At 45.9% G+C, this 22,463-nt stretch carries 22 protein-coding genes; 6 read left to right on the forward strand and 16 right to left on the reverse strand.

Translation table 11 applies throughout. From position 1 onward, the window contains the following. Positions 1 to 47: 47 nt before the first annotated feature. Positions 48 to 3,623: a WD40 domain-containing protein gene (locus tag AM1_RS00755; RefSeq protein WP_012160871.1), complete on the reverse strand. Its 3,576-nt coding sequence runs from the start codon at positions 3,621 to 3,623 to the stop codon at positions 48 to 50. Positions 3,624 to 4,367: 744 nt separating this feature from the next. On the opposite strand from AM1_RS00755, the gene AM1_RS00760 reads away from it, so the two are divergent. Continuing rightward, positions 4,368 to 6,416 (forward strand): calcium-binding protein, encoded by a 2,049-nt coding sequence (locus tag AM1_RS00760; RefSeq protein WP_012160872.1) that lies wholly within the window; start codon positions 4,368 to 4,370, stop codon positions 6,414 to 6,416. Between the two features lie 81 nt (positions 6,417 to 6,497). On the opposite strand, the gene pstB is transcribed toward AM1_RS00760, so the two are convergent. The 4 genes from pstB to AM1_RS00780 all read right to left on the reverse strand — a co-directional run bounded on the left by pstB (position 6,498) and on the right by AM1_RS00780 (position 10,435). Further along, entirely contained in the window at positions 6,498 to 7,301 is an 804-nt protein-coding gene (gene pstB / locus AM1_RS00765) for a phosphate ABC transporter ATP-binding protein PstB (RefSeq protein ID WP_041658466.1), read from the reverse strand. Positions 7,302 to 7,452: 151 nt separating this feature from the next. Next, complete coding sequence (gene pstA / locus AM1_RS00770) at positions 7,453 to 8,388, reverse strand: phosphate ABC transporter permease PstA (protein WP_012160874.1); 936 nt, start codon at positions 8,386 to 8,388, stop codon at positions 7,453 to 7,455. Then, a complete protein-coding gene (pstC, locus tag AM1_RS00775) occupies positions 8,385 to 9,326 on the reverse strand; it encodes a phosphate ABC transporter permease subunit PstC (protein ID WP_315897246.1) in 942 nt (313 codons plus the stop codon). Before pstC ends, pstA begins: the two co-directional genes overlap by 4 nt. Before the next feature lie 95 nt (positions 9,327 to 9,421). Next, a complete protein-coding gene (locus AM1_RS00780; RefSeq protein ID WP_012160875.1) occupies positions 9,422 to 10,435 on the reverse strand; it encodes a PstS family phosphate ABC transporter substrate-binding protein in 1,014 nt (337 codons plus the stop codon). Between the two features lie 255 nt (positions 10,436 to 10,690). Here AM1_RS00780 and AM1_RS00785 point away from each other — a divergent pair, with 255 nt between their 5' ends. Together AM1_RS00785 and AM1_RS00790 are read left to right on the forward strand one after the other, a co-directional pair. Next, positions 10,691 to 10,972 (forward strand): DUF7219 family protein, encoded by a 282-nt coding sequence (locus AM1_RS00785; RefSeq protein ID WP_148215641.1) that lies wholly within the window; start codon positions 10,691 to 10,693, stop codon positions 10,970 to 10,972. Positions 10,973 to 11,428: 456 nt separating this feature from the next. Then, positions 11,429 to 12,457 carry a CHAD domain-containing protein gene (locus AM1_RS00790; protein ID WP_012160877.1) on the forward strand — a complete coding sequence of 343 codons (1,029 nt, stop codon included), beginning with the start codon at positions 11,429 to 11,431 and terminating at the stop codon, positions 12,455 to 12,457. Positions 12,458 to 12,507: 50 nt separating this feature from the next. On the opposite strand, the gene AM1_RS00795 is transcribed toward AM1_RS00790, so the two are convergent. Next, the gene (locus AM1_RS00795) at positions 12,508 to 13,050 is read right to left on the reverse strand and encodes a transposase (RefSeq protein WP_012160878.1); all 543 of its coding nucleotides are present in this window, start codon (positions 13,048 to 13,050) and stop codon (positions 12,508 to 12,510) included. A gap of 1,119 nt (positions 13,051 to 14,169) precedes the next feature. After that, positions 14,170 to 14,898, reverse strand: a complete 729-nt coding sequence (locus AM1_RS00800; RefSeq protein WP_012160880.1) for a J domain-containing protein — start codon at positions 14,896 to 14,898, stop codon at positions 14,170 to 14,172. A gap of 397 nt (positions 14,899 to 15,295) precedes the next feature. Here AM1_RS00800 and AM1_RS00805 point away from each other — a divergent pair, with 397 nt between their 5' ends. Then, positions 15,296 to 15,670 (forward strand): STAS domain-containing protein, encoded by a 375-nt coding sequence (locus AM1_RS00805; protein WP_012160881.1) that lies wholly within the window; start codon positions 15,296 to 15,298, stop codon positions 15,668 to 15,670. Positions 15,671 to 15,720: 50 nt separating this feature from the next. On the opposite strand, the gene AM1_RS00810 is transcribed toward AM1_RS00805, so the two are convergent. The 7 genes from AM1_RS00810 to AM1_RS00840 form a co-directional block, all read right to left on the reverse strand. Next, the gene (locus AM1_RS00810) at positions 15,721 to 16,647 is read right to left on the reverse strand and encodes a formylglycine-generating enzyme family protein (protein ID WP_012160882.1); all 927 of its coding nucleotides are present in this window, start codon (positions 16,645 to 16,647) and stop codon (positions 15,721 to 15,723) included. Positions 16,648 to 16,735: 88 nt separating this feature from the next. Further along, a complete protein-coding gene (locus tag AM1_RS00815; protein ID WP_012160883.1) occupies positions 16,736 to 17,011 on the reverse strand; it encodes a hypothetical protein in 276 nt (91 codons plus the stop codon). 299 nt (positions 17,012 to 17,310) lie between these two features. Continuing rightward, entirely contained in the window at positions 17,311 to 17,796 is a 486-nt protein-coding gene (locus tag AM1_RS00820; RefSeq protein WP_012160884.1) for a hypothetical protein, read from the reverse strand. A 160-nt stretch (positions 17,797 to 17,956) separates the two neighbouring features. Then, positions 17,957 to 18,121 carry a high light inducible protein gene (locus AM1_RS41955; RefSeq protein ID WP_010474676.1) on the reverse strand — a complete coding sequence of 55 codons (165 nt, stop codon included), beginning with the start codon at positions 18,119 to 18,121 and terminating at the stop codon, positions 17,957 to 17,959. 97 nt (positions 18,122 to 18,218) lie between these two features. Continuing rightward, positions 18,219 to 19,079, reverse strand: a complete 861-nt coding sequence (gene folP, locus AM1_RS00830) for a dihydropteroate synthase (protein ID WP_012160885.1) — start codon at positions 19,077 to 19,079, stop codon at positions 18,219 to 18,221. Positions 19,080 to 19,332: 253 nt separating this feature from the next. Then, the gene (locus AM1_RS00835) at positions 19,333 to 19,779 is read right to left on the reverse strand and encodes a hypothetical protein (RefSeq protein ID WP_012160886.1); all 447 of its coding nucleotides are present in this window, start codon (positions 19,777 to 19,779) and stop codon (positions 19,333 to 19,335) included. A gap of 241 nt (positions 19,780 to 20,020) precedes the next feature. After that, complete coding sequence (locus tag AM1_RS00840) at positions 20,021 to 20,479, reverse strand: hypothetical protein (protein ID WP_012160888.1); 459 nt, start codon at positions 20,477 to 20,479, stop codon at positions 20,021 to 20,023. A 252-nt stretch (positions 20,480 to 20,731) separates the two neighbouring features. On the opposite strand from AM1_RS00840, the gene AM1_RS44350 reads away from it, so the two are divergent. Continuing rightward, the gene (locus AM1_RS44350) at positions 20,732 to 20,941 is read left to right on the forward strand and encodes a helix-turn-helix domain-containing protein (protein ID WP_187152916.1); all 210 of its coding nucleotides are present in this window, start codon (positions 20,732 to 20,734) and stop codon (positions 20,939 to 20,941) included. A 21-nt stretch (positions 20,942 to 20,962) separates the two neighbouring features. Here AM1_RS44350 and AM1_RS41960 read toward each other — a convergent pair whose 3' ends face one another. Then, the gene (locus AM1_RS41960; protein WP_012160889.1) at positions 20,963 to 21,100 is read right to left on the reverse strand and encodes a hypothetical protein; all 138 of its coding nucleotides are present in this window, start codon (positions 21,098 to 21,100) and stop codon (positions 20,963 to 20,965) included. Positions 21,101 to 21,260: 160 nt separating this feature from the next. On the opposite strand from AM1_RS41960, the gene AM1_RS00850 reads away from it, so the two are divergent. Next, positions 21,261 to 21,827 carry a GGDEF domain-containing protein gene (locus AM1_RS00850; RefSeq protein WP_083776674.1) on the forward strand — a complete coding sequence of 189 codons (567 nt, stop codon included), beginning with the start codon at positions 21,261 to 21,263 and terminating at the stop codon, positions 21,825 to 21,827. A gap of 181 nt (positions 21,828 to 22,008) precedes the next feature. On the opposite strand, the gene AM1_RS00855 is transcribed toward AM1_RS00850, so the two are convergent. After that, positions 22,009 to 22,386 (reverse strand): hypothetical protein, encoded by a 378-nt coding sequence (locus AM1_RS00855; protein ID WP_148215642.1) that lies wholly within the window; start codon positions 22,384 to 22,386, stop codon positions 22,009 to 22,011. Positions 22,387 to 22,463: the final 77 nt, after the last annotated feature.

Consider the following 22,463-nt stretch of genomic DNA (forward strand, 5'->3'; position numbering starts at 1 on the left):
CAGGATCAGGTTAAGCATCCATTAATTCGCCTTAACCTTATGGGACCTTACTCCAGTGTATCCGCCATGAAATGCTCACAGGCTCCCAATGCTTTTAAGGAGGCTTTCTGAGCCTTCGTTAATCCCATTGCTCCAGCAATATTCATGCCATCGTAAAGGGGTTTTACTTTGAGAATTTTTTGGCATGCTCTGGAGTTCATCTGCCAGATCCTCAAGGTCTGGTCCTGGGAGCCACTGGCAATTTGAGGAGGGTCTGCATGAGATAAAGGGGGCAGAAAAGCTAAGGATCTCACCTCATTCTCATGGCCTTCAAACATCCCAATACAGTCCCCCGTCTCCAGTTCCCAAAGCTTAATGGTTTGGTCAAGGCTACCACTGGCTAACGTTTTACCTTCAGGACTAAAGGCAACGGTATAAATGCCGTTGGTATGCCCCGTTAAGGTTTGCAGGCATTGTCCAGTTTGTACATCCCAGATTTTGATGGTGTGGTCAAAGCTGCCACTGACCACTAACTGGCCATCGGGACTAAAGGCGACTGAAAATACCCGATCCTTATGGCCCTTTAAAGTATGGATGTTCTCTCCAGTTTGAAGATCCCATAGCCTGATGGTCCGGTCTCCACTACCACTGGCAATGTACTGGCTATTGGGGCTAACCGCGACGGACCAAATCCAGGTCTGATGGCCCATTAAGGTCATGGTGCAGGCTTCTGAATTAAGGCTCCATACTTTAATGACATGGTCACTGGCTCCCGATACCAGCCAGTTGCCATCAGGACTATAGGCCAAACCATAGATCCAACCCCGATGTCCGGTCAAGGCACTAATACATTGGCCACTGTGATAATGCCACAGCTTAATGGCATAGTCGCCGCCACCGCTGGCGAGGATCTCACCGTTGGGGCTAAAGGCTAAGGAGTAGATAGGTTGATGATGCCCCTTTAGGGATCGCAACAACGATCCCTCTTTCCGATCCCACAGACGAATACTTTGGTCGAAACTTCCGCTGGCGATGGTTTGTCCATCAGGACTGCAAGCAACAGCGAAAATCCGATTGGTATACCCCGTTAGCACTTTCAGGCAGTTGCCAGTGTCAACATCCCAGAGCCGCACAGTTTGATCCAAACTGCCACTGACGACCAAATGTTCATTGGGGTGAAAGGCGATGGCAAAAATTCCATGATGGTGTCCCGTAAGGGTGTGGAGACAGTGCCCCTGGTTAACATCCCACAATTTAATCGTTTGATCACCGCTACCACTCACTAAGCTACTGCCGTCAGGGCTAAAGGCCAAGGAATTCACCCAGTTGCGATGGCCCCGAAGGGTTTGTAATAGCTCTCCGCTATCGCCATCCCAGAGCTTAATCGTGCTGTCTGTACTACAGCTGGCTAGACGCTGGGTTTGGGGGCAAAATGCCACGGACATAATCCAGTTGTTATGTCCGTGCAAAGTATGCTGACAGGTCCCCTCATCAACGTCCCAAAGCTTGATGGTTTTATCTGAACTCCCACTGGCGATTCTTGAGTTATCAGGGCTAAAGGCCACGGTAAAAATAGCTTGTTGATGACCCGCTAGAGTCTGTAGGCAAGTGTAGTCATTAACCTCCCAAATTTTGAGAGTGGTGTCCCTACTGCCAGAAGCCAGCAGTTGCCCATCTGGGCTAAAGGCCACTGCACAGACTTCAGAGTCATGACCGTGGAAGGTGTAAAGACAGTTACCCGCTTCTGCATTCCAAAGCTTTAAGGTATGGTCGGCGCTTGCACTGGCCAAAGTTTGATTGTCAGGGCTGAACGAAACGGAAAGGACGGCATTTTGGTGCTCATGGCCCACCCACAGTTGCTGATAGGTATGGGCGCACCAGACTCTGACTTTGCAATCCTGATCTGCGATCGCAAGATATCGACCATCGGGACTAAAAGCCACTGCTTTCACTTCATCCAGAATTTCTGAGAAGGTAGAATCGAAAAATTTAACATTGGCAAAGTTCGTACTGTGCAGCACCATCCCCTGCAAATCTGCTTGGCGAATCGTCATTTCCGAGAAATCACGACCACTCATATCCACCTTCATCACCTTAGCCAGGTGAAGAAGATTGCTACAGAAATATCCTTTTTCCAGGTGAACTTGCTCCTGGAGTTGAGGGATTAAGGCAAATATATGTTCAATAATCGCCTCTGGTGTACCAAATGTAGCTAACAAGCGATCGACAATGGGCTGCACAATCAAACATCTTTGAGTTTCAACAACAGAAACGGGGGCTTGAGCTTTGACCAATGGGTATTGGGCTAACCAGTTGATCTGATGCTGTTGGATCGAGGTAGAAACCTCTTGGATCAGCTGGACGGTCATGTACTCCATGACAACGGGCTGCAAGGTGAAAAAATGATCAGATTTCTCGATTAAGGATCGATTTTGGAGGGCTGCGACCGTTTGCAATAGTTCTCCCAAGGCAGTCGGTGACAGGATATCCGCCTGAATATCTTGATAGGAAACAGGTTCTCGATGGATGGCCAGCCAATATAACACCTCTGCCTCATGGGCACTGAGTCGTTGAAATTGCTGACTTAGTAAATCCTGAATGTCATCAAAAATAAAAGGTTCTTGTTGGAGAAAGCTCAGAAAGTGACTGAGATTGGAGTCAAAAACGTCCCGAATAAAAGTGGCCACAATTTTTAGCGCCAAGGGATTACCGGTATAGCGCTCAATTAAGGTTGACCAGTCTTCCTCACCGCCTCTATAGGTGCCTATAGCGCTAAAAATTTCACGACCCGCTTGAGTGGATAGTCCTTGAATTTGATGGCAGCGAACCGGTAATTTGTCTCCTTCTAGTCCATTTAAACCCTGGGGTTTCTCTCTAGACGTCAGAAGTAGACAGCTTTGGTGATAGGTTTCTCCGACAATTTTGAATAATTGCCCATATCCTTCATACCCAGCTCGATAAACACCAGCCCGATTGCAGTCTTCTAAAATCGACTCAACATTGTCCAAGATCAGCAAACAGCGACGCTCCTGTAGATGCTGCACCAATCGCGACAACAAATCTGCAATAGATTCAAACACTCTTGTTTCCTGGTGATGAGAGAGAACTTGAATCAACTGAGACAATAAGGACTCTACAGCAGGGGCATTGCGTAAGCTACGGAAAATGACCGTGTCATATTGATCCTGTAATTCTTGAGCTAACTTCACAGCCAGAGACGTTTTGCCCACTCCTCCCATACCCAGAATGGTGATCAAGCGGCACTGATCCGTCTGAATCCAGGTGTGCAACGTAACGAGATCCGCCGACCGACCATAGAACCGGGAAACATCTATGGCCTCTCCCCAATCTTGAAAGTTTGCCGGAGGGGTGGGGGATTGTGATGGGGGCGATTGAAGCTGTGAACTACTTTTCTGGACTGGATCGCCAAGATCTGCCACCGTTTGCCAATCTAAATTCAGTTGTTCGCAAAGCTCAACAAAAGTGGCGAAATCGACAGGCTTTCCTCTCAAAAAGTTACTGACGGTAGACAAGCTAAAGCCAACATACTCAGCCAAGGAGCGCTGACTGTGGAAGCCACTCCGCTTCAACACCACTTTAGTACGGGCAATACAATCACTACGGACACTCAGAGATCTAGACATGCGTCATCCCAAAAAAAGTTGGCTAATTCGGTCCTATCGGTAGATGGTTCTGTTGCAGGTCTCAATGGGATCTGGACAGCTAGGGCTCAAGTTCTTCTGCTGCCTAAGAAGCTTTCTCTCAAAAAAGGGGTATAGATTTAGTTTTTTGAAGCATAATTTTTACTCCAGAAAAATGATATATCTGACCTCTATTAATGGTTTAGACCAATACTCTAAAGGGCTTATCCTGGCAAGTTCCATATATTGAATGGTTCCTTTTATATCTAACGTTTATTCTGCAAAAAATCAAAAATAAATTAAGCAATAAGTCAGGTAGAAGTCAGTCATTCTCATGGCTTAAATCAGTCAGCTATGTCGTTTGATAGTAAATATCAAGTCTTTGATTCACTCAAATCTTCAATTCTATTGGTTTAACTATCAATAGAATTGAGATTGTTTTTATCTAGATAAAACTAAATTCAAGGGGAAGATATTTCTATCCTAACCATGAATGAATGGCACAGATTTTTACCCAGGTGCCAAAGAGATAGGAACGAAGAACCTTACTTCTTAGCTCTTGCTCAGCCATGAAAGCTGACAAACAGATTTCATCAAGTTTTGACTCGGTGTTCCCTATTTCCAATTAGCGCAAATATTTGAGATTCGCGGTTGGTTCAGATTTGCAGGTGCTTGCGCCTCAAGCTGAAATTCAATGGGCGAAATCAAATGACACTCAATTTCTAATGGTTACAGGGAGATAAATCCATGGCTTTATTTGAAGGAACAGGCGATATTTCATCTGTGGTAGCCGATTTTCAGGCAGCATTAGGTGGGCCGAACAACGGCAATACGTTTGGCCCAGTTGCCAACGGCAGACGAGAAATTAATTGGGATGCCAATATTGTCCCTTTTGACATGCCTGCTGATTTTTTCAACAAAACCGTTACCCGGGGTGCAGAGTTTGTGACCAACGCCGGATCTGAGTTCCGAGTAAGCAACCCAGACCCGAGTGATCCAGGTGCCCCAGATGATGAATTTGACAGTATTAATGCCACCTACCCAGATCAGTTTGATACCTTTAGTGAATTTCGACTGTTTACCCCTTCGGGGTCAAATGTGACAGAAGTGGAATTTTTTGTGCCCGGCTCTGATGTTCGAGCAACGTCAAGCGGGTTTGGGGCGGTCTTTACGGATGTTGACTTAGCTGACAGCACCAAGATTGAGTACTTTGATATCGATGGCAATCTTCTCCAGTCTGAGTTTGTTAATCCTGACCCTCAAGGGTTGTCATTCTTGGGGGCAACCTTTGAAGAAGGCAATTTATACAAAGTCAAAATTACCAGCGGCAATACTCCCATTGGAGCCAATGATGATCCTGCCAATGGGGTAGATGTGGTTGTCATTGATGACTTGCTCTACGGGGAGCCCCAAGCAGCCGAAACGCTGGATGGTGATGACGGTGACAACGTCCTTACCGGGACACCTGGGGGAGAGTTTATTCGAGGTTTCGGAGGGAACGATGCCATTCTGGCCTTTGGCGGCAATGACATTGCCCAAGGAGGCGATGGAAATGACGTTATTAGCGGTGGAGATGGCAGCGACTTCCTAGATGGGGGCGCTGGAGATGACACCGTTATCGGTGACAAAGGGGATGACACCAAACTCGGGGGCGATGGTAACGATCGGATTATTTGGAATGATGGTGATGGATCTGATCGGATTGATGGCGGCGCAGATATGGACACCGTCGAAGTCAATGGCAGCCCTGATTTAGGCGATGAGTTTGAAGTGGCCGCTGGAGCCAGCGATGTGTTTTTTCAACGGGTCAATCTGGGTCAATTCGACTTGGATATTAGTACCGTTGAGACCCTAGAAGTGAATAGTGATGGTGGAGACGACCAATTCACCGTTGGAGATCTGTCTGGCACTGGGCTAGAAAAAGTGGTTTTCAATGCCGGGTATGGTAGCGATGTCCTGGAAGGTGCGGACGCGACCACTGATGTACAAGCATTGGGCGGCACTGGCGACGATACCTTCACCAGTGGTTCGGGGAATGACACCCTGGAAGGAGAAGGTGGCAATGACTCTCTTGCTGGCGGCAATGGTGATGATCAGCTCTTGGGTGGTGAAGGGGATGACACCCTTCGAGGTGGCAATGGCAACGATCTCACAGACGGTGGCAGTGGGAACGATACGGCTGATTTTAGTGATATTCCCTTTGAGATCAGAGCGGATTTAAATACGGGAAAAGCTCAATACGATGTGGCCCCAGGTGTAACCGTCGAAGACACATTAGTCAGCATTGAAAACTTGACGGGTAGCACTTTTAATGACCGACTAGCAGGAGATCGCAATGCCAATATTTTGGATGGTGGAGATGGCAATGATCGCTTAACGGGTCGTCGAGGAGCCGATACGCTTCTAGGAGGCAACGGAGATGACAACTTAATCGGTGGTAGAGGAGCCGATAGGCTAGTTGGTGGCGCGGATAAAGATGTCTTGCTGGGCGGTCGAGGAGCTGATGACCTCAATGGTGGAACCGGCAACGATCTGATGCGAGGCGGTCGAGGGGCTGATGTCTTTCGGTTTGAACGTGATCTCCTAGACGGCATCGCTGATCGTGATGTTATTCTGGATTTCCAAGCCCAGGATGCCTTCAATTTCGATGATTACCTGGGTGCTGGCGGATCCGTTACCATCTCAAGAATTACGGGCGGCTTAAATATTGATTTGAGCGGAGAGGATACCATTATGGTTTTTGGTAGCCGAAGTGCCCTTAATGCGGCAGAAGCCCAACTGGAAGCATTGGTCTAAATACCTAATAGCGAAGTAAGTTGAAGCCATACAGAGGAAGCTAAATCCCCTAGCTTCCTCTGTTTCTTGCGAATGCTTGCATTAACCAAACCGACCTGAGACGTAATCGCGGGTGTAGTCTTGCTTGGGATTGGTGAAGATGGTGACGGTATCGTTAAATTCCACCAAATACCCCAGCTTGCCGCCCTGGTCAGTGGCTTCGGCATTGAAAAAGGCCGTTTTGTCTGACACTCGAGAAGCCTGCTGCATGTTGTGAGTCACAATCACAATGGTGTATTGCTCTTTTAGCTCCTGCATGAGTTCTTCAATGCGCAGGGTAGAGATGGGATCCAAGGCTGAGCAGGGCTCGTCCATGAGGATGACTTCGGGCTGGATTGCGATCGCACGAGCAATACACAACCGCTGCTGCTGTCCCCCCGACAGGGAAAGTCCACTATCCTTGAGCTTGTCCTTAACCTCATCCCAAATGGCAGCCTTACGCAGTGAGCCTTCTACTAATTGATCCATATTGCCTTGGAAACCATTGATGCGAGCACCAAAAGCAATATTCTCGTAAATAGATTTTGGGAAAGGATTGGGTTTTTGAAATACCATGCCAATCCGACGCCGAACTTCTACCGGATCGACCTTTTTGCTGTATAAATTCACCCCCCGGAAAAAAACATTACCCTTGACCTTGGCGCCAGGGATCAAATCATTAGTTCGGTTAAAGCAGCGTAAAACGGTGCTTTTGCCACAACCAGACGGCCCGATAAAAGCGGTGATTTGTTTAGTCGGAATATCTAAGAAAACTTCACGCACAGCCGGAGTAGAACCGTAATAAACGGAAACCCCTTCCATCTTTAACGCGGGCTGTTCAGTAACTGGACTAGAATCAGAGGTCATAGGTGAGTCGGCAAGGTTAGTCATGGGGTCGCATCCACAAGCTTATCAGTGAGCGTAAATCTATTGTTCTTAATTCACCTTAAGGAACACAGCTTATTACTCGGTTAAGAAATAAGGTCATGTGTAAATTTTCCGCAAAGGATGATGTTCGTTACAACTTTTGATTCTGGAATTTATTACGAAGCAGAATAGCGGTTGTATTCATAAGCAACAGGACCACTAACAAAATAATGATGCCTCCAGCTGCAATCGGCTCAAATGATTTCTGAGCTCGGGCAATCCAGACATAAATTTGGATAGGCAGTGCAGTAAAGTCTGATTGCAGCCCTTCAAGAGATAAAGGGGGGGCAAAAGCGATATATCCCGCAGCACCCACTACTAAAATAGGAGCTGTTTCGCCAATGGCACGAGACAGGGCCAGAATGGTTCCCGTCAAAATACCGGGAAGAGATTGGGGAAAAACCAGGTCCCGAATAACTTGCCAGCGCGTTGCCCCTAGGGCAAATCCTCCCTGGCGCAAACTACTAGGGACCGCTCGCAGAGCCTCACGGGTACTGACAATAATAATGGGCAAAATTAATAAAGCTAACGTTAAGCCTCCAGCTAGGACACTGCTGCCACCCGTAATTGGACGCATAATGTCCACAAAAACCGTTAGTCCCAACAGACCATAGACAATAGATGGGACTGCTGCCAAATTTCCAACATTAATTTCGATAATCCGAGTAAAAAGGTTATCGGGGGCAAACTCTTCTAGAAAGATGCCAGAACCCACACCGATAGGAAAAGCAACTGCTGCAGTAATGCAGAGGAGCCAAACAGTACCCATCAGCGCTGGCCAAAGCCCAGCTTTTGCAGCTTTACGGGAAGGGGGACTGGTTAAAAAGTCAACACTCAGACTGCTAGCACCGTCAGAGAGCACATCGAATAGCAATGTCGCCAATACCACCAAACTAATAATGGTGGCCAGCCACGTCAGGGCCTCAAAGAAACGATCCCATCGATATCTGGTATCAAGGGCAGGCTTAAATTGTGAATTTTCACTGTCTTCCAGACCGGGTAAATCCTTGGGATTTGATAAAGTCATTCGTATTTCTCCTGGAAACGGCGGACAAACCAGAAGCTAAAGACATTCAGGCAAAAGGTGATCAGAAACAACGTCATCCCAACGACAAACAAGGTTTTATAACCAATCGTGCCGACCGGATTGTCACCAAAGGTGGCCTGAACTATAAACGAAGTCATAGTTTGCACCGAAACCCGTGGATCCAGGGTCAGCACTGGGGATGCACCAGCAGCAACCGTGACAATCATCGTTTCCCCAACGGCACGGGAAATAGCCAGTACGCAGGAGGCCACAATCCCTGACAAGGCAGCAGGTAGAACGACCCCGGTTACGGTTTCTCGCTTCGTTGTCCCTAATGCATAAGATCCTTGCCTAAGACTTTGGGGAACCGCATAAATGGCATCTTCACTGAGGGAGGCCACCAAAGGCATAATCGCGAAGCCCATCACCATACCCGCACTCAGAGAGTTAAAAATCTTCAAACCTGGAACGAATCCCTGGAGTAACGGTGTGACGAATAACAAAGCAAAATACCCGTAGACCACGGTAGGAATACCGGCTAACACTTCCAATGCCGGTTTCAACCATCTACGAACATTGGGGGAGGCATATTCACTCAGACAAATTGCAGCCAATAGACCAATTGGTAATGCCACCATCAACGCGATCAGCGAGGTCATAAAGGTCGCGCTGATCAAGACAAAAATACCGAATTGATCACTAAACAAGGGGGTCCATTGCGTATCGGTTAAAAACCGAATCAAGGGAATCTCCTTGAAAAACTCAAAGGTTTCAAAGATGAGGGTGCCAACAATGCCAACGGTGGTGGCAATGGAAATTAGAGCGAAGCTGGCAAACAAATATTTAACGATTCGTTCAGACCATACGCTCAATCCTCGTTTTGGCCTCCACAACTGTGAGTCATTAGGTGGGGGGAGTGAGGTGGATTCAGTATGCATATTCAAACCAATCAGGTTATCTCAATTCTCCAATTACTCAGGGATTCTGAATAGAACTACCTGCCCAAACAGAATCCCTAGGTGAGTGGCGTTAATTAAAGAACGTCACTCAATTTAACGCCAACTGTCTTTCCGTCAGGGAAAATGGTTCCAGTCTTTCCTTCCTGGGCACGGGCCAACGCCTTGCCATAGATATCATCTGGCATGGGGAAGTAACCCACATCAGCGACGAGTTCCTTGTTCGCTGGATCCAAGTAAAACTCAACGAAGGACTTCATTTCGGGACGATCCATAGCCGTCTTGCTGACATAAATGAAGAGAGGGCGCGCTAGAGGAGAATAGGTTCCATCCAGAACAGTGGCATCACTAGGGGTGATACAACCATCTCCCCCATCAATTTGAACTGCTCTGAGAGAATCCTTATTTTCCTCATAGTAGGAATAACCGAAGTAGCCCATGGCATTCTTGTCGCCAGCAACACCACGGACAATGGTGTTGTCATCTTCACTAGTGGCAAAATCGCCTCGGCTCCCTTCTTCGTCAGTAATCGCTTCATTGAAGTAATCAAAGGTACCTGAGTCTGTACCCGGTCCATAAAGGGTTAGAGGGGCATCTGGATACTTAGAATTGACCTGATTCCACTTACTAATCTTGCCTTGAGCACCCTTTGCCCAGGCGGTCTTTAACTCGTCGACAGTCATACATTCCGCCCAATCATTATCCTTATTGACAACAACAGACAGGGCATCATAGGCAACAGGTATTTCGATGTACTCGATATTTTTTTCCGCACACAAATCTATTTCTTTTTGCTTAATGGGGCGGGATGCATTTGAGATTTCAGTTTCACCCGCACAGAACTTCTTGAAGCCCCCACCAGTACCAGACTTACCAACGGTAATCTTGACATCACTGTTGGCCGCCTGGAATTCTTCGGCCATGGCCTCAGCAATGGGAAGAACCGTACTAGAACCATCGATCGTGATCTTGCCAGATAGGTTCGCGTCGGTGCCAGTGCTAGACGGTCCATCACTAGTCGTTTCGCCACCCGCACAAGCGGATACACTAGCAACCAAAACAGCTAGGGAAACATAGCGGAATAAATTCATAGATTTATACTTCAGAAACATGGGTTATAAATCTCCCTAACCACACAAAAATAAGTAAGTTTATTCTACATTCCGTTGGAGAATATCTGCTCAAGGTAAAGAATAGGTTAAATTGGCAATAAGGGCAGCTAAATAATAAGGATAAAATGACGTAAATTGTCGGTATTTTTCTTAAAATCCTTTGACATATTTTGGCAAATAAGTTACTCAAAAAAATCTTTGTTAGTTAGAATAATTAAGATACGAAAAAATATTTTGCGTGTTCGTTTGAATTCACCCCATTCTCCTAAAGACCAGTCCGATAGCAAATATCGGTATTTATACCCTCGTAGTAAATACAGAGGGAGCTTTACTCCTGAAAAACTTGCATTCAATGCAAATCTTCAGGAATTTGCCCATAAAGTTACTTTTATCTGTGCTCTAGAAACATCAGGAAAAATCTCTTCTCTGCAGGCTTATAAAGACATCAAGCGCCTTTGGAAACAACTTAAAAAAAGTAAGAACAACTTACAGATCGGTCAAGATCAACTGGATTAAGAACTGGTTGGATTCACGAGTACTTGGAAAATATTAACTCTAATAAAGAAATACTAAATATTTCTCCCAGGAAATGATGTTTGCATAAGAGAAATATATTTAAATTTCCTCCAATTATCCTTTAGATAAGTCAATAAGAAATTTATTACAGAGAATTTAGCACAAATTCATTACTTTAATCTCTCTATCTTTCAGATCCTTTTTTTATCTATTGTTTTATCTGGATTTAGTGGTCTGTATTTTCTCAGGGAATGATGACTAAGAGACACTCTTGAAGGTTAAGCAAAGGTTAATATAAGTCTGGCTGCCCATCAGCTGGGTTCTTCAGGGCTTTTATGCCATACCATAGGGCACTGGATCTAAGAATCCTCTTCTACTGCAGAATTTCTCTTCAAGGTTGAGCATCTTCAGTAGAACTCCCTTTGCCCCAGTCTCGACCGGATGAGCTTATCCACCATGAAAACTCAATCCTCATCTTCTACTCAAAAGAGAAAAACGAAGGCTTTACAGCTCGATGCCCAATTATCCTTGGGGGAAGTGGCCTATCGAGGGATTCAAAAACATTTTAAGAAATCTACTAAGTATCAAGATGGGGTACTGGCGGATCGCGATCCAGAAAATCTACACCAAATGCGAGTGGGCATGAGACGATTGAGAACTGCCCTTGAAGTATTTGGTCCTGCGATTGATCTACCCGAGGCTGCTCAATCCTCTCAGGTTACTAAAATTGCCAAGCAGTTAGGCAAGGTGCGAGATTTAGATGTCTTGCAACTCTGGTTTCAACATTTTTTATCCATTTCCAGTACGAGCGCTGAAGAAGCCCAGGAAATTAAGCGGGTTTTAGGCCGACTAAACAAACGCCGTCAGAAAAAGTTCGCTCAACTCCCCAAATTGTTTAAGAGCAAACTCTATCGACAATTTGTCGCCGCATACCAAGATTGGCTAGAAAAGCCACAATACCAGGCTATTGCCATGATGCCTGTATTAGATGTGGTCCCAGATTTATTATTGCCTCTGCTCAGCCAACTCTTTCTTCATCCTGGGTGGCTAGTGGCAACGGAACCCCTTGAAGGGCGCATCTATCCTATGGTGGGCATGAGTATGGAAGCTCTGGATCAGGTGTTGGCTCAAGAAGGACCCGATCTGCATGATTTGCGTAAGCAAATGAAACGAGTGCGCTATCAAACAGAGTTCTTTGTTCCATTTTTCGGAAAAACCTATCAGACTCAGACGCGGGGCTTTAGAGATCTGCAAGAATTATTGGGACTTTTCCAAGATGAGGCAGTCTTAAGTGAATTCTTGGTCAAAGAATTGGGAGCCTCTTGGCCAGATCAGCTTCCTTCCTTAGCCAAGCTACTGCAAGAAGAGCGGTTTCGAAACTGGAAAAAATGGCAAGCGCAACAGCTCAAGTATTTGGATCCAAAGTTCCGACGAACCCTCAGCCGTCGAGTTATGTCACCATCCTTGGAAACACTGACGACCTGATATTGGCCTTCGCAAGATTCCAAACAGACCAGAAAAACAGATAGGTGAACTTAGGATAGAGCTGGACTATCTGGATGTAATTTATCCCAATCCCAGGCATGGGGGTTGGTAGTGATGTATTGGTGGAAAGTGTGAAAGGCAAACCGATGAGGAATGATGTGCTGATCCACTTCTTGTTGCCAAAGGGGTTGATGGGGCAAGTTTCTCAGATGCTTGATGCGTTGGCTGGCCATCCCTTTAAAGGATGAGATCCACTTGAGCAGGGAATGCGATCGCACCTTCGTTTCCTGCATCAGGGGCTGTTGGGCCAGGTCTTGGGAGCTTGGGTTAGCTGCGCCAATAATGCCGTGAATATGGTTAGGCATCATCACCCAATGGTGGAGGTCAAAGTCGGAACTCTGATCGAATGAGATCTGCCATTCTTCTGCAACTAATGCTCCTAAATCATTAAGCTGCATTTCACCAGCAATAATTTCCCCAAACAAGCACTCTCGTTCATGGGTGCAGAGAGTAATAAAGTAGGTCTCTGTCTGAGGAAATGTCGATTGGAGGGTGGGGGCTGTGGGGGAAGGGAGGGTTAAAGTTTGAGACACGAGAGGAAAGCTATTGTTGTTGGAAAGAGTTGAGTTGGATTTGAATGCATTGTCCTTAGAATGCCCATATGAATGGAAAATCTAAAGAATATAAAAATAGTTAATAAGTAATATTACTAATGTTTACTATTAATTAATCCGTAATTCAATTATGGCAAATATTTAGAATAGACGTCGTTTCTTTCGATACAAAATAGAGAATTAAACCTATAGATTATGTGCCTATTGATTGGAACTAATCTCGTTGATTGCCATCAGTAAATGTGCGTAATTCTTACTAATTGAGAGAAAATATATTGAAAGTTGACATTTGTTATACAACGAATACAACAAAGAAGACTCAACCTGAATCTCTTAGAACGCATGATAGCTACTGCAAGTCTTTCTAACACGGCCTAATATAGCTCTGTTTAGCAGTGCTTGACTGAAAATTGGGTCTTGAGCTGCTCTGCTTAGGTACAGTTTGGGGGCAATCCCGTTGAATTTTTTTTCACCAGATCGCAACTAACGTTGCTGAACAATTTATTCTAGGCTGATGATACCCCCAACCAGTGCTGAAAAATAGTCGGATAATCGGCCTTGGAACGCAGCGAGCTCAACGATGGCCATTGCACCCAATACTCAAACTATTTTGGTTTGCCCAATAGGAAAAATAGTTATGAACATAGATATCCAGCTTTAAGGAGTCTTAGACTCTCGATGCGCTGTCTTACGCTTTGGAAATGAGCGATTAGACTGGGCAAAGGCCTCGGTTCCAAACCTACCCAGGGAAGACATCAGGCTAGAGAAAATAGCCAGGCTGCTTAATAACTTTTTCATGGAAATATCCTCTAAATTGATATTTCTATGAAAACACTAAAAAATCAGCTTTCATGGGATACATCCCACAACCTCGTAGAGATATTATCTGCAAAATTGTGTGGGTTAGATCATGGCCTCACGCCCATTGGATCGGTAGAATAGCTGAATTCAGAATGATGTTATAACCTGACAACGATTTAGCCCTGACATACAAGAGACCTGTGATAGGTACACCACAGCATCTTGTCAGTGCAGCCCAGTACGATATTGATTTTATTGAGTCCCACACATTTCATTCATCAGAAATGCCCCAGGAGATTAGAACGCCATTTCTATTTTCTTAAAGTCCAGCTCAATTTCAGCCCAAAGAGCCTTATTGTGAGGATCCGTATTCAATGCCTTCTTAAGATAAGCTCTAGCCTGATTGAGTTTTCGTTCCCGGATGAGCTGCCGTCCCCAGGATTGGTAAATAATAGCCTGCCATTGTCTCACTTCCGCATCCTGGGGGAGACGTTGGGCCAGGGCTTCAATAAGGGCAACGGCTCTGGGAAATCTCTGGCGCTGAATTAATTCTTGAAGTTGCTTATAAGAATCCACCTTCAGCTTGATGTCTGCGGGTGAAAGGGAGGATTTTCTAGTGGAAGTGGCAGGCTTGGGTTGGGGGGTGGGCTGTTTAGAAACCGTTGCTCGTGGCCTGGATGTCGCAGCTTGAGGTCGAGCCTGACGTTGAGGCTGTTGTGGAGGCGGGGGCGAAGAAGGTTTTGTCGACTGGGTCGAGACCTTGACTGAGGGGGCAGAACGGGGCTTTGCTGTTGCTCTGGATGGAACAGATGCAGGAACTGTGCTGTTATTCGGGGCAGGAGGGACAATTTTTTGCAGCGTTTTGTAAGCCTCAGTAACCTGAATAAATTTCTCATGGGCGAGTTGATCGCCCGGATTGGTATCCGGGTGCCATTGCCTTGCTAGTCGACGATATGAGGCTTTGAGGTCTTCTATATTGGCTCTAGAAGTCAGTTGTAGCAGGCGATAGCAGTCTGCGATATCCATGTGTTTTGTTAAAGTCAGAAAACCCTTAATTAAATTTAGATCACCTATCGGGATGCTTGATTTATTTATTCCACCTCTATAGTTGTCACTTCCAACAAATTTCTTTCACCATGAGCAAATATATTCACGTTGAACCACAGTAGCATCAACTCTAAGTTCGCAACAATAGGCTATTTGCGGATTTACCAGAGTCTGACTGGCTAGAATACTGCATCATCGAGGTCAATCTATAGAGTCTGAACCAGCCAAAGAAAGGTAAAACTGATTCCATAGGTTTAAGCATTGTCTTTAAACTCAGGTGAGACACCAAGGTTTGCTAAACTGCCTCTACCACTCAACATATGGACGAACGGTTTGGTTTGACTGTCTCTACTGCTGTTTGTAGCAGGTACCCCTTGTGCAACAACTACCGAGCTTCTGTATTGTTCACCCTCCTCAACATCTCACTTCCACAACCCAAGACGTGTTTTATCAACATATCTATGAGCTGGTTCAATCTCGGGTTGAGGTCATTCTAATCAATTTGGAAACCGTCACCCGTCTTGATAGCGGGGGTTTAGGTATTTTATTTGGCGCTTTTCGGATTTCCCATCGTCAAGGAAAGCGGTTAATGTTGTATTCGCCTCAATCCCATGTGGTTCAGAATCTCCACAAGACAGGACTGACCCAAATCGTGGGGACTTATGCAACCCTAGCAGACTGCATCAAAGATGCTATTCCCTACTCCCATCGCTGGGTTCAAGATCTATCGATTCAACTGCCTGAGTTTTAAGGTTCAACGAGATTCATTCAAGGGAGCGTGGAGCTGAAGATCTGGCACCTTTACTCTTTAACTAGGCGAAAACCAAAAAGAATATGACGAGAATTTTGGGAACGGGAATGTTGGTAGGCCGCTCGACAAAAGCCCGGTGAATCATCCCACGAGCATCCCTTCATTACAACTGCTGAGCGAATGACCTGTTGCGTTAGGGTAGATGTATATTCAAAGACATTTCCCGCCATATCTTCTACCCCGGCTGGACTCCGACTGAGGGGATAAGTTGCGATCGCACTGGTCTGCAGTCCACCATGATTAGCCCAGTTGGTGGCATCGGCTTGCCAATCATTGCCCCAAGGAAAGTAGCGGCCATCGGTTCCCCGAGCGGCTTGCTCCCACTCTAAGGCAGTGGGTAAGCGATAGGACTGTCCATCTTGTTGGCCTCGCCATTGAGCAAAGGCTTGGGCATCGGGATAAGACACTAAAACAACGGGGTGCTGACCTTTACCCGTTGGAAAGCGTTGACCTTGCCAAAGAAAGGGTTTGACGGAGAGATAGGGGTGCACTAGGAACCCTTGTTTTTGATAATCATCAGCAGAAATAAATGGCGAACGATGACCCGTGGCTTTAACGAAGGCTTGGTATTCCGCATTGGTGATCAGGTTTTTTCCCATACAAACTGATGGTTGCGATCGCACCTGCCGATTCGGTTCTCCATCGAACCAGCCCCTTTTGCGTAAACGGGCTTCCGCTTTGGCCCGCTGTTCCGGTTGCTGGGCCGAGGCCGCTGCTGAGATGCGATAGGCATAATCTCGTTCTTGGCGATCGCTCCCGAGGATATAGTCTCCCCCCTCAATCCAAACGAAATCCCCCCCCTGCTCGCACTGAGTTGGCGTTAAAGACGATGGCTTCACTCCAGTCTGACAGCCCAAGAGCTGAGTTAAAGTCAGCACCCCCAGCAAGGATAATTTGAGGTTGAAGGATGGATGCATGGGTCTCCAAAGGATTGAGAGTAACCCTTTTTATCTTAAGGGGGCAGGTTTCCAAAGGCTCAAAGGGGAAGTCTGCCTAGGTCTGGGACTACATATCCGTCTTGTTGGGGCCTGGCATCATGTCCGGTGTATAGACATTCCCAGCTTCAATGCGTCCCACTAATGTTGCGCCTGTGCCGCAGAGAATCACTACAATTTGGGAGATATCCTTGCCGGTCATTTTACCCTCATCTACACTGTTGCCAACGATGGGGGCAATGGCAGCAACGGTCGTAAAGATAATTCCCCAGAAGGTCTTACTGGAAAAAATACTTTTACCTGAGCTGTTGGATGGAATGGAAGGGGGATGAGTGATGGTATTCATAGCTGCTTCCTGATTCGATACTCCATACCTTAAGAGAGAGTTCGGTCAGCATCAGTGACTGTTGTGGGGTAAAAATGTGACGCTGATCGAATAAAAATCAGGCTAATTTTATTTTTTAAGGTCAATATTCGCCAAAATTAAACTTTCACAGAGAGATACTAGCATTGACAATGAAACCCAGGGAATGGCTCCCCTGGGCAGACTCCTTGGTGTGAGAAGTTAATCTACTTTGATAGTAGACAGGGAATCTGAGTATTGGCTGATGAAAGTCTGAGAAACAAGCAAGGATTTAATGGGAATTAGGGGGAAGATGGATTGCCTGCTTCTTCCTCTGTCGCCCCCTCAGTTTCTAAGGGAAAGAACTGCATCTGCTTATGGGATTTAATGGCTTTATCAACTTGTTGCCACTGCACTAACGTAATTCTGATTTTGCCAGTGGTATTGAGCTCATTTTGGAAGCGGCCAGTTGTGCCAGCGGTCAAGATCTTGGGGGTAATTTCGGCTGTGCCTGCTTCAATAATTTTGTCCGTCTCTTCAGAATAAATTTCGTAATAGACCAGGGGGGTCAGAATTGAAGCATCTGACTGATTTTTTAAACTGCCCCGTAACGTATAGAACCAGGTGTCAGCAAAGTTCTCTTTCAAAATTTCTACTTCTGTAACCACTGCGGCGGGTGGCTTTTTGTCCTTTTTAGCGAGTAAAACATTAGAAGATAGAGCCGGACTGGGCAGGAGGACGCTGCTTTGCAATGCGACAAGGGTTGAATAGAGAAAGAGGTTGGCCATAGTGGGGGACAGTAAACTTTAGAGTCTAAGACGAGGTGAAAGGGATCAGTCGTTCCCGCTTGCAGTCAATATACAAAACAATCCTGAGCATGCCGGTGAGGCACTGCTCAGGATCGCAAGAATATGGATGGGAAGATTTCTCAGTAGAAGGCGTCGAAGACTAGGCTAGTCCCAGATAAGAAAAAATGCCCTGACCGGTTACCGCTTCAAAAACAAGAGCGGCAATAAAAGCAATCATGGCAGCGCGACCGCCAAACCGTTCTGCAAATTCATTGAATCCAAACTTGGGAGAAATTTGATTTGGAACGCGGCTGGGTTCAATCATGGTTGGTGATCCGGAAATGTTAAGAAAGTTTACGTTAGTCTCAGAATAAAAGCCAGAGACGCTCTAAGTCAATCTTAACAAAAGGACTTTGCATCGATCACACGGTCCGCCAAATCGCGTCTGCTACCTGGCAAACCTCCCTCATGGCTGCTCCATCATGAATGCGGAGGATGTCGGCACCACCTTGAATGGCCGCGCAACAGGCAGCAGCCGTTCCCCATACGCGTTGTTGCGGATCTGGCTGATTTAGGATTTGACCGATAAAGCTCTTTCGGGAAGGTCCCACCAGAATAGGACAACCTAAAACCTTAAACTGTGCGATTTCGCGCAGTAGGGATAGGTTTTGGGGGCCAGTTTTAGCAAACCCAATGCCTGGATCAATCGCCAGGAACTCTCTAGGGATGCCCGCGACCAGGGCAGCATCGATTTGCTGTTGCAAGAAGTCAATAATGTCCTTAATCATGTCCTGATAGGCTGTGAGTTGTTGCATGGTTTGGGGGGTGCCCCGCATATGCATCAAAATAATCGGGACCTGTAGATGGGCAACGGTGGACAACATCTGTGGATCATAAGTGCCACCCGAGACATCGTTGACGAGATCGGCTCCGGCTGCGATCGCAGCTGCTGCTACGGAGGATCGTGTCGTATCCACCGAAATGGGAACGTCTAGTTGAGACCGAATCGCCTGAATAACAGGAATGACCCGATCTAACTCTTCTGCCTCAGCAATTTCAATGGCTTGAGGACGAGTGGATTGCCCCCCAATATCGAGAATGTCGATACCAGCTTTTACCAGGTGATGGGCCTGAGATAGAGCTGCGGATTGGGAGTTAAATTGGCCACCATCACTAAAACTATCCGGGGTTACGTTCAAAATTCCCATTAAATAGGTGCGACTTCCCCAGGCAAAGGTTTGATTGCGAAGCGTCCAGGATGGAATATGGGCAGGAACATTCATAGGTATAGATAAAAGGGGATGGCACAGCACTCATTCACTGAACAGTTTAAGGTTCAAAACTCCTGTAAATATTTACATGGATGCATTTACAAGAGAAGCCAGCACCTCAGAAAATAAGGGCAAATCATGGCCTATTGTGCGGGGTTTGCTTGAAGGTGCTTTAAGCAATGCATCTTGATTTGATTTCTCAAGGAGAGATCAAAGTCAATCTCTATAGCCCAATTATACCAATCGATACGTCACTTTTGAATCCCTACACTAGAGTGATTGACCCGCAATTTAGCCCACTCTTGGCAAAGCCTGAACCCGTTTTGGGATCCCTTTCATCGGCCAAATTTTGAATCGAGCTTAAGAGGGATCCTTTTTGGGCATGAGTCAACTTGTCGGTGCACTCTGCCGAAGTACCGCTAAGGTGTGAAGTTTTATGAACCTGAGCATAAATGATGGTTTCTACTCCTCTGGGATCCCTGGATGTGATCACTACTTCCCTGGCCAAGCAGGTCAAGGAAAAGTTATCGATCACTAATTGCGGAATCCCAAATTTGCCTTTTCCGTATTGATACACCGCATCTCGGCAGACCAGGTAGAAGCAAACATTGGCTTCATGTGAGGTTGCTATGGGCGAAACTTGGCCACCAATCAGGGCTGATAATCCAAGATGGGCTGGTCGTATTTTAAGCTGTAATGATGTATTGCTCATTACTCATGATGAATACCTCCAAAGATTGACCATTGAACCCAGTCAGGGAACCAGCGAACCAGACAGCGAGAAGCCGAGATTAAATCAGAGCTGGCTATCGATTCCTGGGCAACCTGTCCAGTCAAATGTTAAATAAGAAACGTTTAAGTGTACATAGGGATGAATTAAAGCGTTGTTGATTGAATTTACGTGGAAAGGGTCAACCGTTTCTGGGGGGATGCCAGTTGACCCCAAGCTTTGATTAGTCGATGGCGATCAAACCGTGCTTTGTCTTGACGCATTCGGTACGACCGATGATTACGGTCTGTGTGTGGCTGGGCTTGGTTTGGGTGCTGGGCTTGGCGTGTGTGAGGACCTTGGGGCGCTTGCAGCCGACGTTAGGGATGCGACGGGCGTTAGCAGATCCAGGCACCGCAACGTGGCCCCAATTTTCAGTGATTGACTCCAGTTCAGAAGAGATTTGCTTTTGGTGCTGCTGGTTGGCGCGCTCAGTTGTTTCGTAGAGACTGAACAGCGCATCTTGCTTGGACCCGAAGCGCTGAGAGATTGAACGGCCCAACTCGTAGTAGAAATTACCAGAAAAATCTTTGTAGATCCGACCCAAAAACTCTGGGCCGTTATAGGCGATCCAAACATTGTTAGCGTCAGAAGCGGCAACAGTGGCGAGACAAGGGCGGGCGGTGACTGCTGTTGATGTCATAATTGTGTGTAAGTTCTGATTACTGTTTGGGACTTGAGGGGCCGCTTGGAAATCTGTAGGAGGAGGACTAAGCGGCTTCTCTTATGTACTTAGTATACACTCAATTAGGTAAATAATATACACGATTGAGTATATTAAAAATATTCAACAGTGCAAATTACACCATCTTGCATGTATCCCAGGGAATAGGAATACCTTTTCGTGTAGCATAAGGAGCGTGTTCTGTAGATGATCACTATGATTGGGTGGAAAATGCGAACGATCATGAGCGATCGAGAATTGACAATTAAAGATGTTTCAGAGGCGACCGGATACCACGTCAATACGATCGGAAAATGGCGAAGGTCCAAAGGAATGCCTAAACTTGATGGAACGGAGTTAGACAAACTCTGTGAAGCATTGGATTGCAGTATTTACGCACTGCTAGGTAAAAGCTCCATTGACGAGCCATTCAAACCTTGACCTGGAATTCCTACAGCTTCTCTACGGTCGCCACTCCCCAACAGCAACCCCCGACCCAAAATCGCTGTAGATATCCCAGGAAATACCCTCGATAATCCTTGAAAGCCCTTTATTGATTGGCTTCTGAGGATTGCGGGGGTTGTTTTTAGTTTGGGTCATGGCGGAAACTCCCAAACGCCACCACTTATTAGTGGTGTTATGTTCCAAGTGTTCGATCGAGATGCGCTAAGGGGTCCTGGGCGCTAAATAATGGTTGCTTTATTGAGTATTATCTACAACCCTACCAACTGGAAGGAGCAACGGTTGGCGGTGTTTTAAGCTGTCGGGATGTGACCAAGGAAAAAAAGCTAATGCTGAATTCAGGCATCAGGCACTCCATGCCGCCCTCACAGGTTTGCCAAATCGGGGTTGGTTTGATCAGTTACTCAGGGACTCCTTGGAGGATGCCATTGAGCAATCGACCTCTCTAGCGGTGATGTTTTTAGATCTGGATCGGTTTAAAGAGGTCAACGATGCTTTGGGCCATGCCATTGGTGATCGTCTACTAAACATAGTGGTTCAACGACTTTCGGGTTGCCTCCGCACGATGGATGTTATTGCCCGTTGGGGTGGAGATGAATTTATTCTGCTGCAACCCCAAATTTCTGGTCGGAATGATGCGGGTGAAATCGCTCATCGTTTGATTGACGTGTTGCAGTCAGATACCTGCATACAGGGCAACGCTATCAACGTTACAGTTAGTGTCGGTATTGCTCTGTATCCCGAGGATGGTTCAGATGCGTGCACTCTTGTTCAATGTGCTGATATAGCCTTATATCGAGCTAAAAATTCTGGACGCAATAACTATCAGTACTATTCCACTGATGTGATGGTGAGCGAACTGTAAAGAGTTCTTTCCATCATGATATTGATCATAATAAACGCTTATTTTTGCTCTAGGTTTACTCTTTCATAAGTCTAAATTTAGTAGACTTTATTAGATTTTTACAATCAATTCAGTTGGTTATTAAACATATTTATTAGTAATTCTGTTGTAAGTAGAAATGTATAAGGATGAAAAAACTAACTTAGATATCCATTGCCAAATGCCATCTTGTTGTTGAATTCTTGGCTTCTTGCAATACTTTTCGAAAATCTTGTAACTCTGCATGCAATGAGTCTTTATCATTTACTATGTCTGGGTTTTCCTGAATGTAAGATATCAAACTATCAAACCACTGAATTCCCTCAGATATATCAAACCATTGATTAGCATCGGGTACCGTATCAGGATCAATATCATAATCTGCCAGTAATTCATCACTGACGCCTAAATAGTCTTCAATTAACTTTAAGTCTAGTTGAGTAGCAATATAATTTAGCCTTTCCTCCTCTTCTGCTAGAATTTTGCCATCAACCATTGTGCATATATCATTGTCGAGTTCTATGTAATATGCAACTCCCATATCATTTGTTCCTCTGATTATGAATTACAGTTAAATCTAAATTTCCAAGTATTTAACTTTCAGCTGCCTAATTATCC

Origin of the sequence: Acaryochloris marina MBIC11017 (assembly GCF_000018105.1) — a bacterium.
GTDB classification, from domain to species: Bacteria; Cyanobacteriota; Cyanobacteriia; order Thermosynechococcales; family Thermosynechococcaceae; genus Acaryochloris; species Acaryochloris marina.

Coding starts and splice junctions, on each gene's coding strand:
- AM1_RS00755 (WP_012160871.1), bottom strand. CDS start 3,623: ATGTCTAGATCTCTGAGTGTCCGTAGTGATTGTATTGCCCGTACTAAA.
- AM1_RS00760 (WP_012160872.1), top strand. CDS start 4,368: ATGGCTTTATTTGAAGGAACAGGCGATATTTCATCTGTGGTAGCCGAT.
- pstB (WP_041658466.1), bottom strand. CDS start 7,301: ATGACCTCTGATTCTAGTCCAGTTACTGAACAGCCCGCGTTAAAGATG.
- pstA (WP_012160874.1), bottom strand. CDS start 8,388: ATGACTTTATCAAATCCCAAGGATTTACCCGGTCTGGAAGACAGTGAA.
- pstC (WP_315897246.1), bottom strand. CDS start 9,326: ATGCATACTGAATCCACCTCACTCCCCCCACCTAATGACTCACAGTTG.
- AM1_RS00780 (WP_012160875.1), bottom strand. CDS start 10,435: ATGAATTTATTCCGCTATGTTTCCCTAGCTGTTTTGGTTGCTAGTGTA.
- AM1_RS00790 (WP_012160877.1), top strand. CDS start 11,429: ATGAAAACTCAATCCTCATCTTCTACTCAAAAGAGAAAAACGAAGGCT.
- AM1_RS00800 (WP_012160880.1), bottom strand. CDS start 14,898: ATGGATATCGCAGACTGCTATCGCCTGCTACAACTGACTTCTAGAGCC.
- AM1_RS00810 (WP_012160882.1), bottom strand. CDS start 16,647: ATGCATCCATCCTTCAACCTCAAATTATCCTTGCTGGGGGTGCTGACT.
- AM1_RS00815 (WP_012160883.1), bottom strand. CDS start 17,011: ATGAATACCATCACTCATCCCCCTTCCATTCCATCCAACAGCTCAGGT.
- AM1_RS00820 (WP_012160884.1), bottom strand. CDS start 17,796: ATGGCCAACCTCTTTCTCTATTCAACCCTTGTCGCATTGCAAAGCAGC.
- AM1_RS41955 (WP_010474676.1), bottom strand. CDS start 18,121: ATGATTGAACCCAGCCGCGTTCCAAATCAAATTTCTCCCAAGTTTGGA.
- folP (WP_012160885.1), bottom strand. CDS start 19,079: ATGAATGTTCCTGCCCATATTCCATCCTGGACGCTTCGCAATCAAACC.
- AM1_RS00835 (WP_012160886.1), bottom strand. CDS start 19,779: ATGAGCAATACATCATTACAGCTTAAAATACGACCAGCCCATCTTGGA.
- AM1_RS00840 (WP_012160888.1), bottom strand. CDS start 20,479: ATGACATCAACAGCAGTCACCGCCCGCCCTTGTCTCGCCACTGTTGCC.
- AM1_RS44350 (WP_187152916.1), top strand. CDS start 20,732: ATGCGAACGATCATGAGCGATCGAGAATTGACAATTAAAGATGTTTCA.
- AM1_RS41960 (WP_012160889.1), bottom strand. CDS start 21,100: ATGACCCAAACTAAAAACAACCCCCGCAATCCTCAGAAGCCAATCAAT.
- AM1_RS00855 (WP_148215642.1), bottom strand. CDS start 22,386: ATGGGAGTTGCATATTACATAGAACTCGACAATGATATATGCACAATG.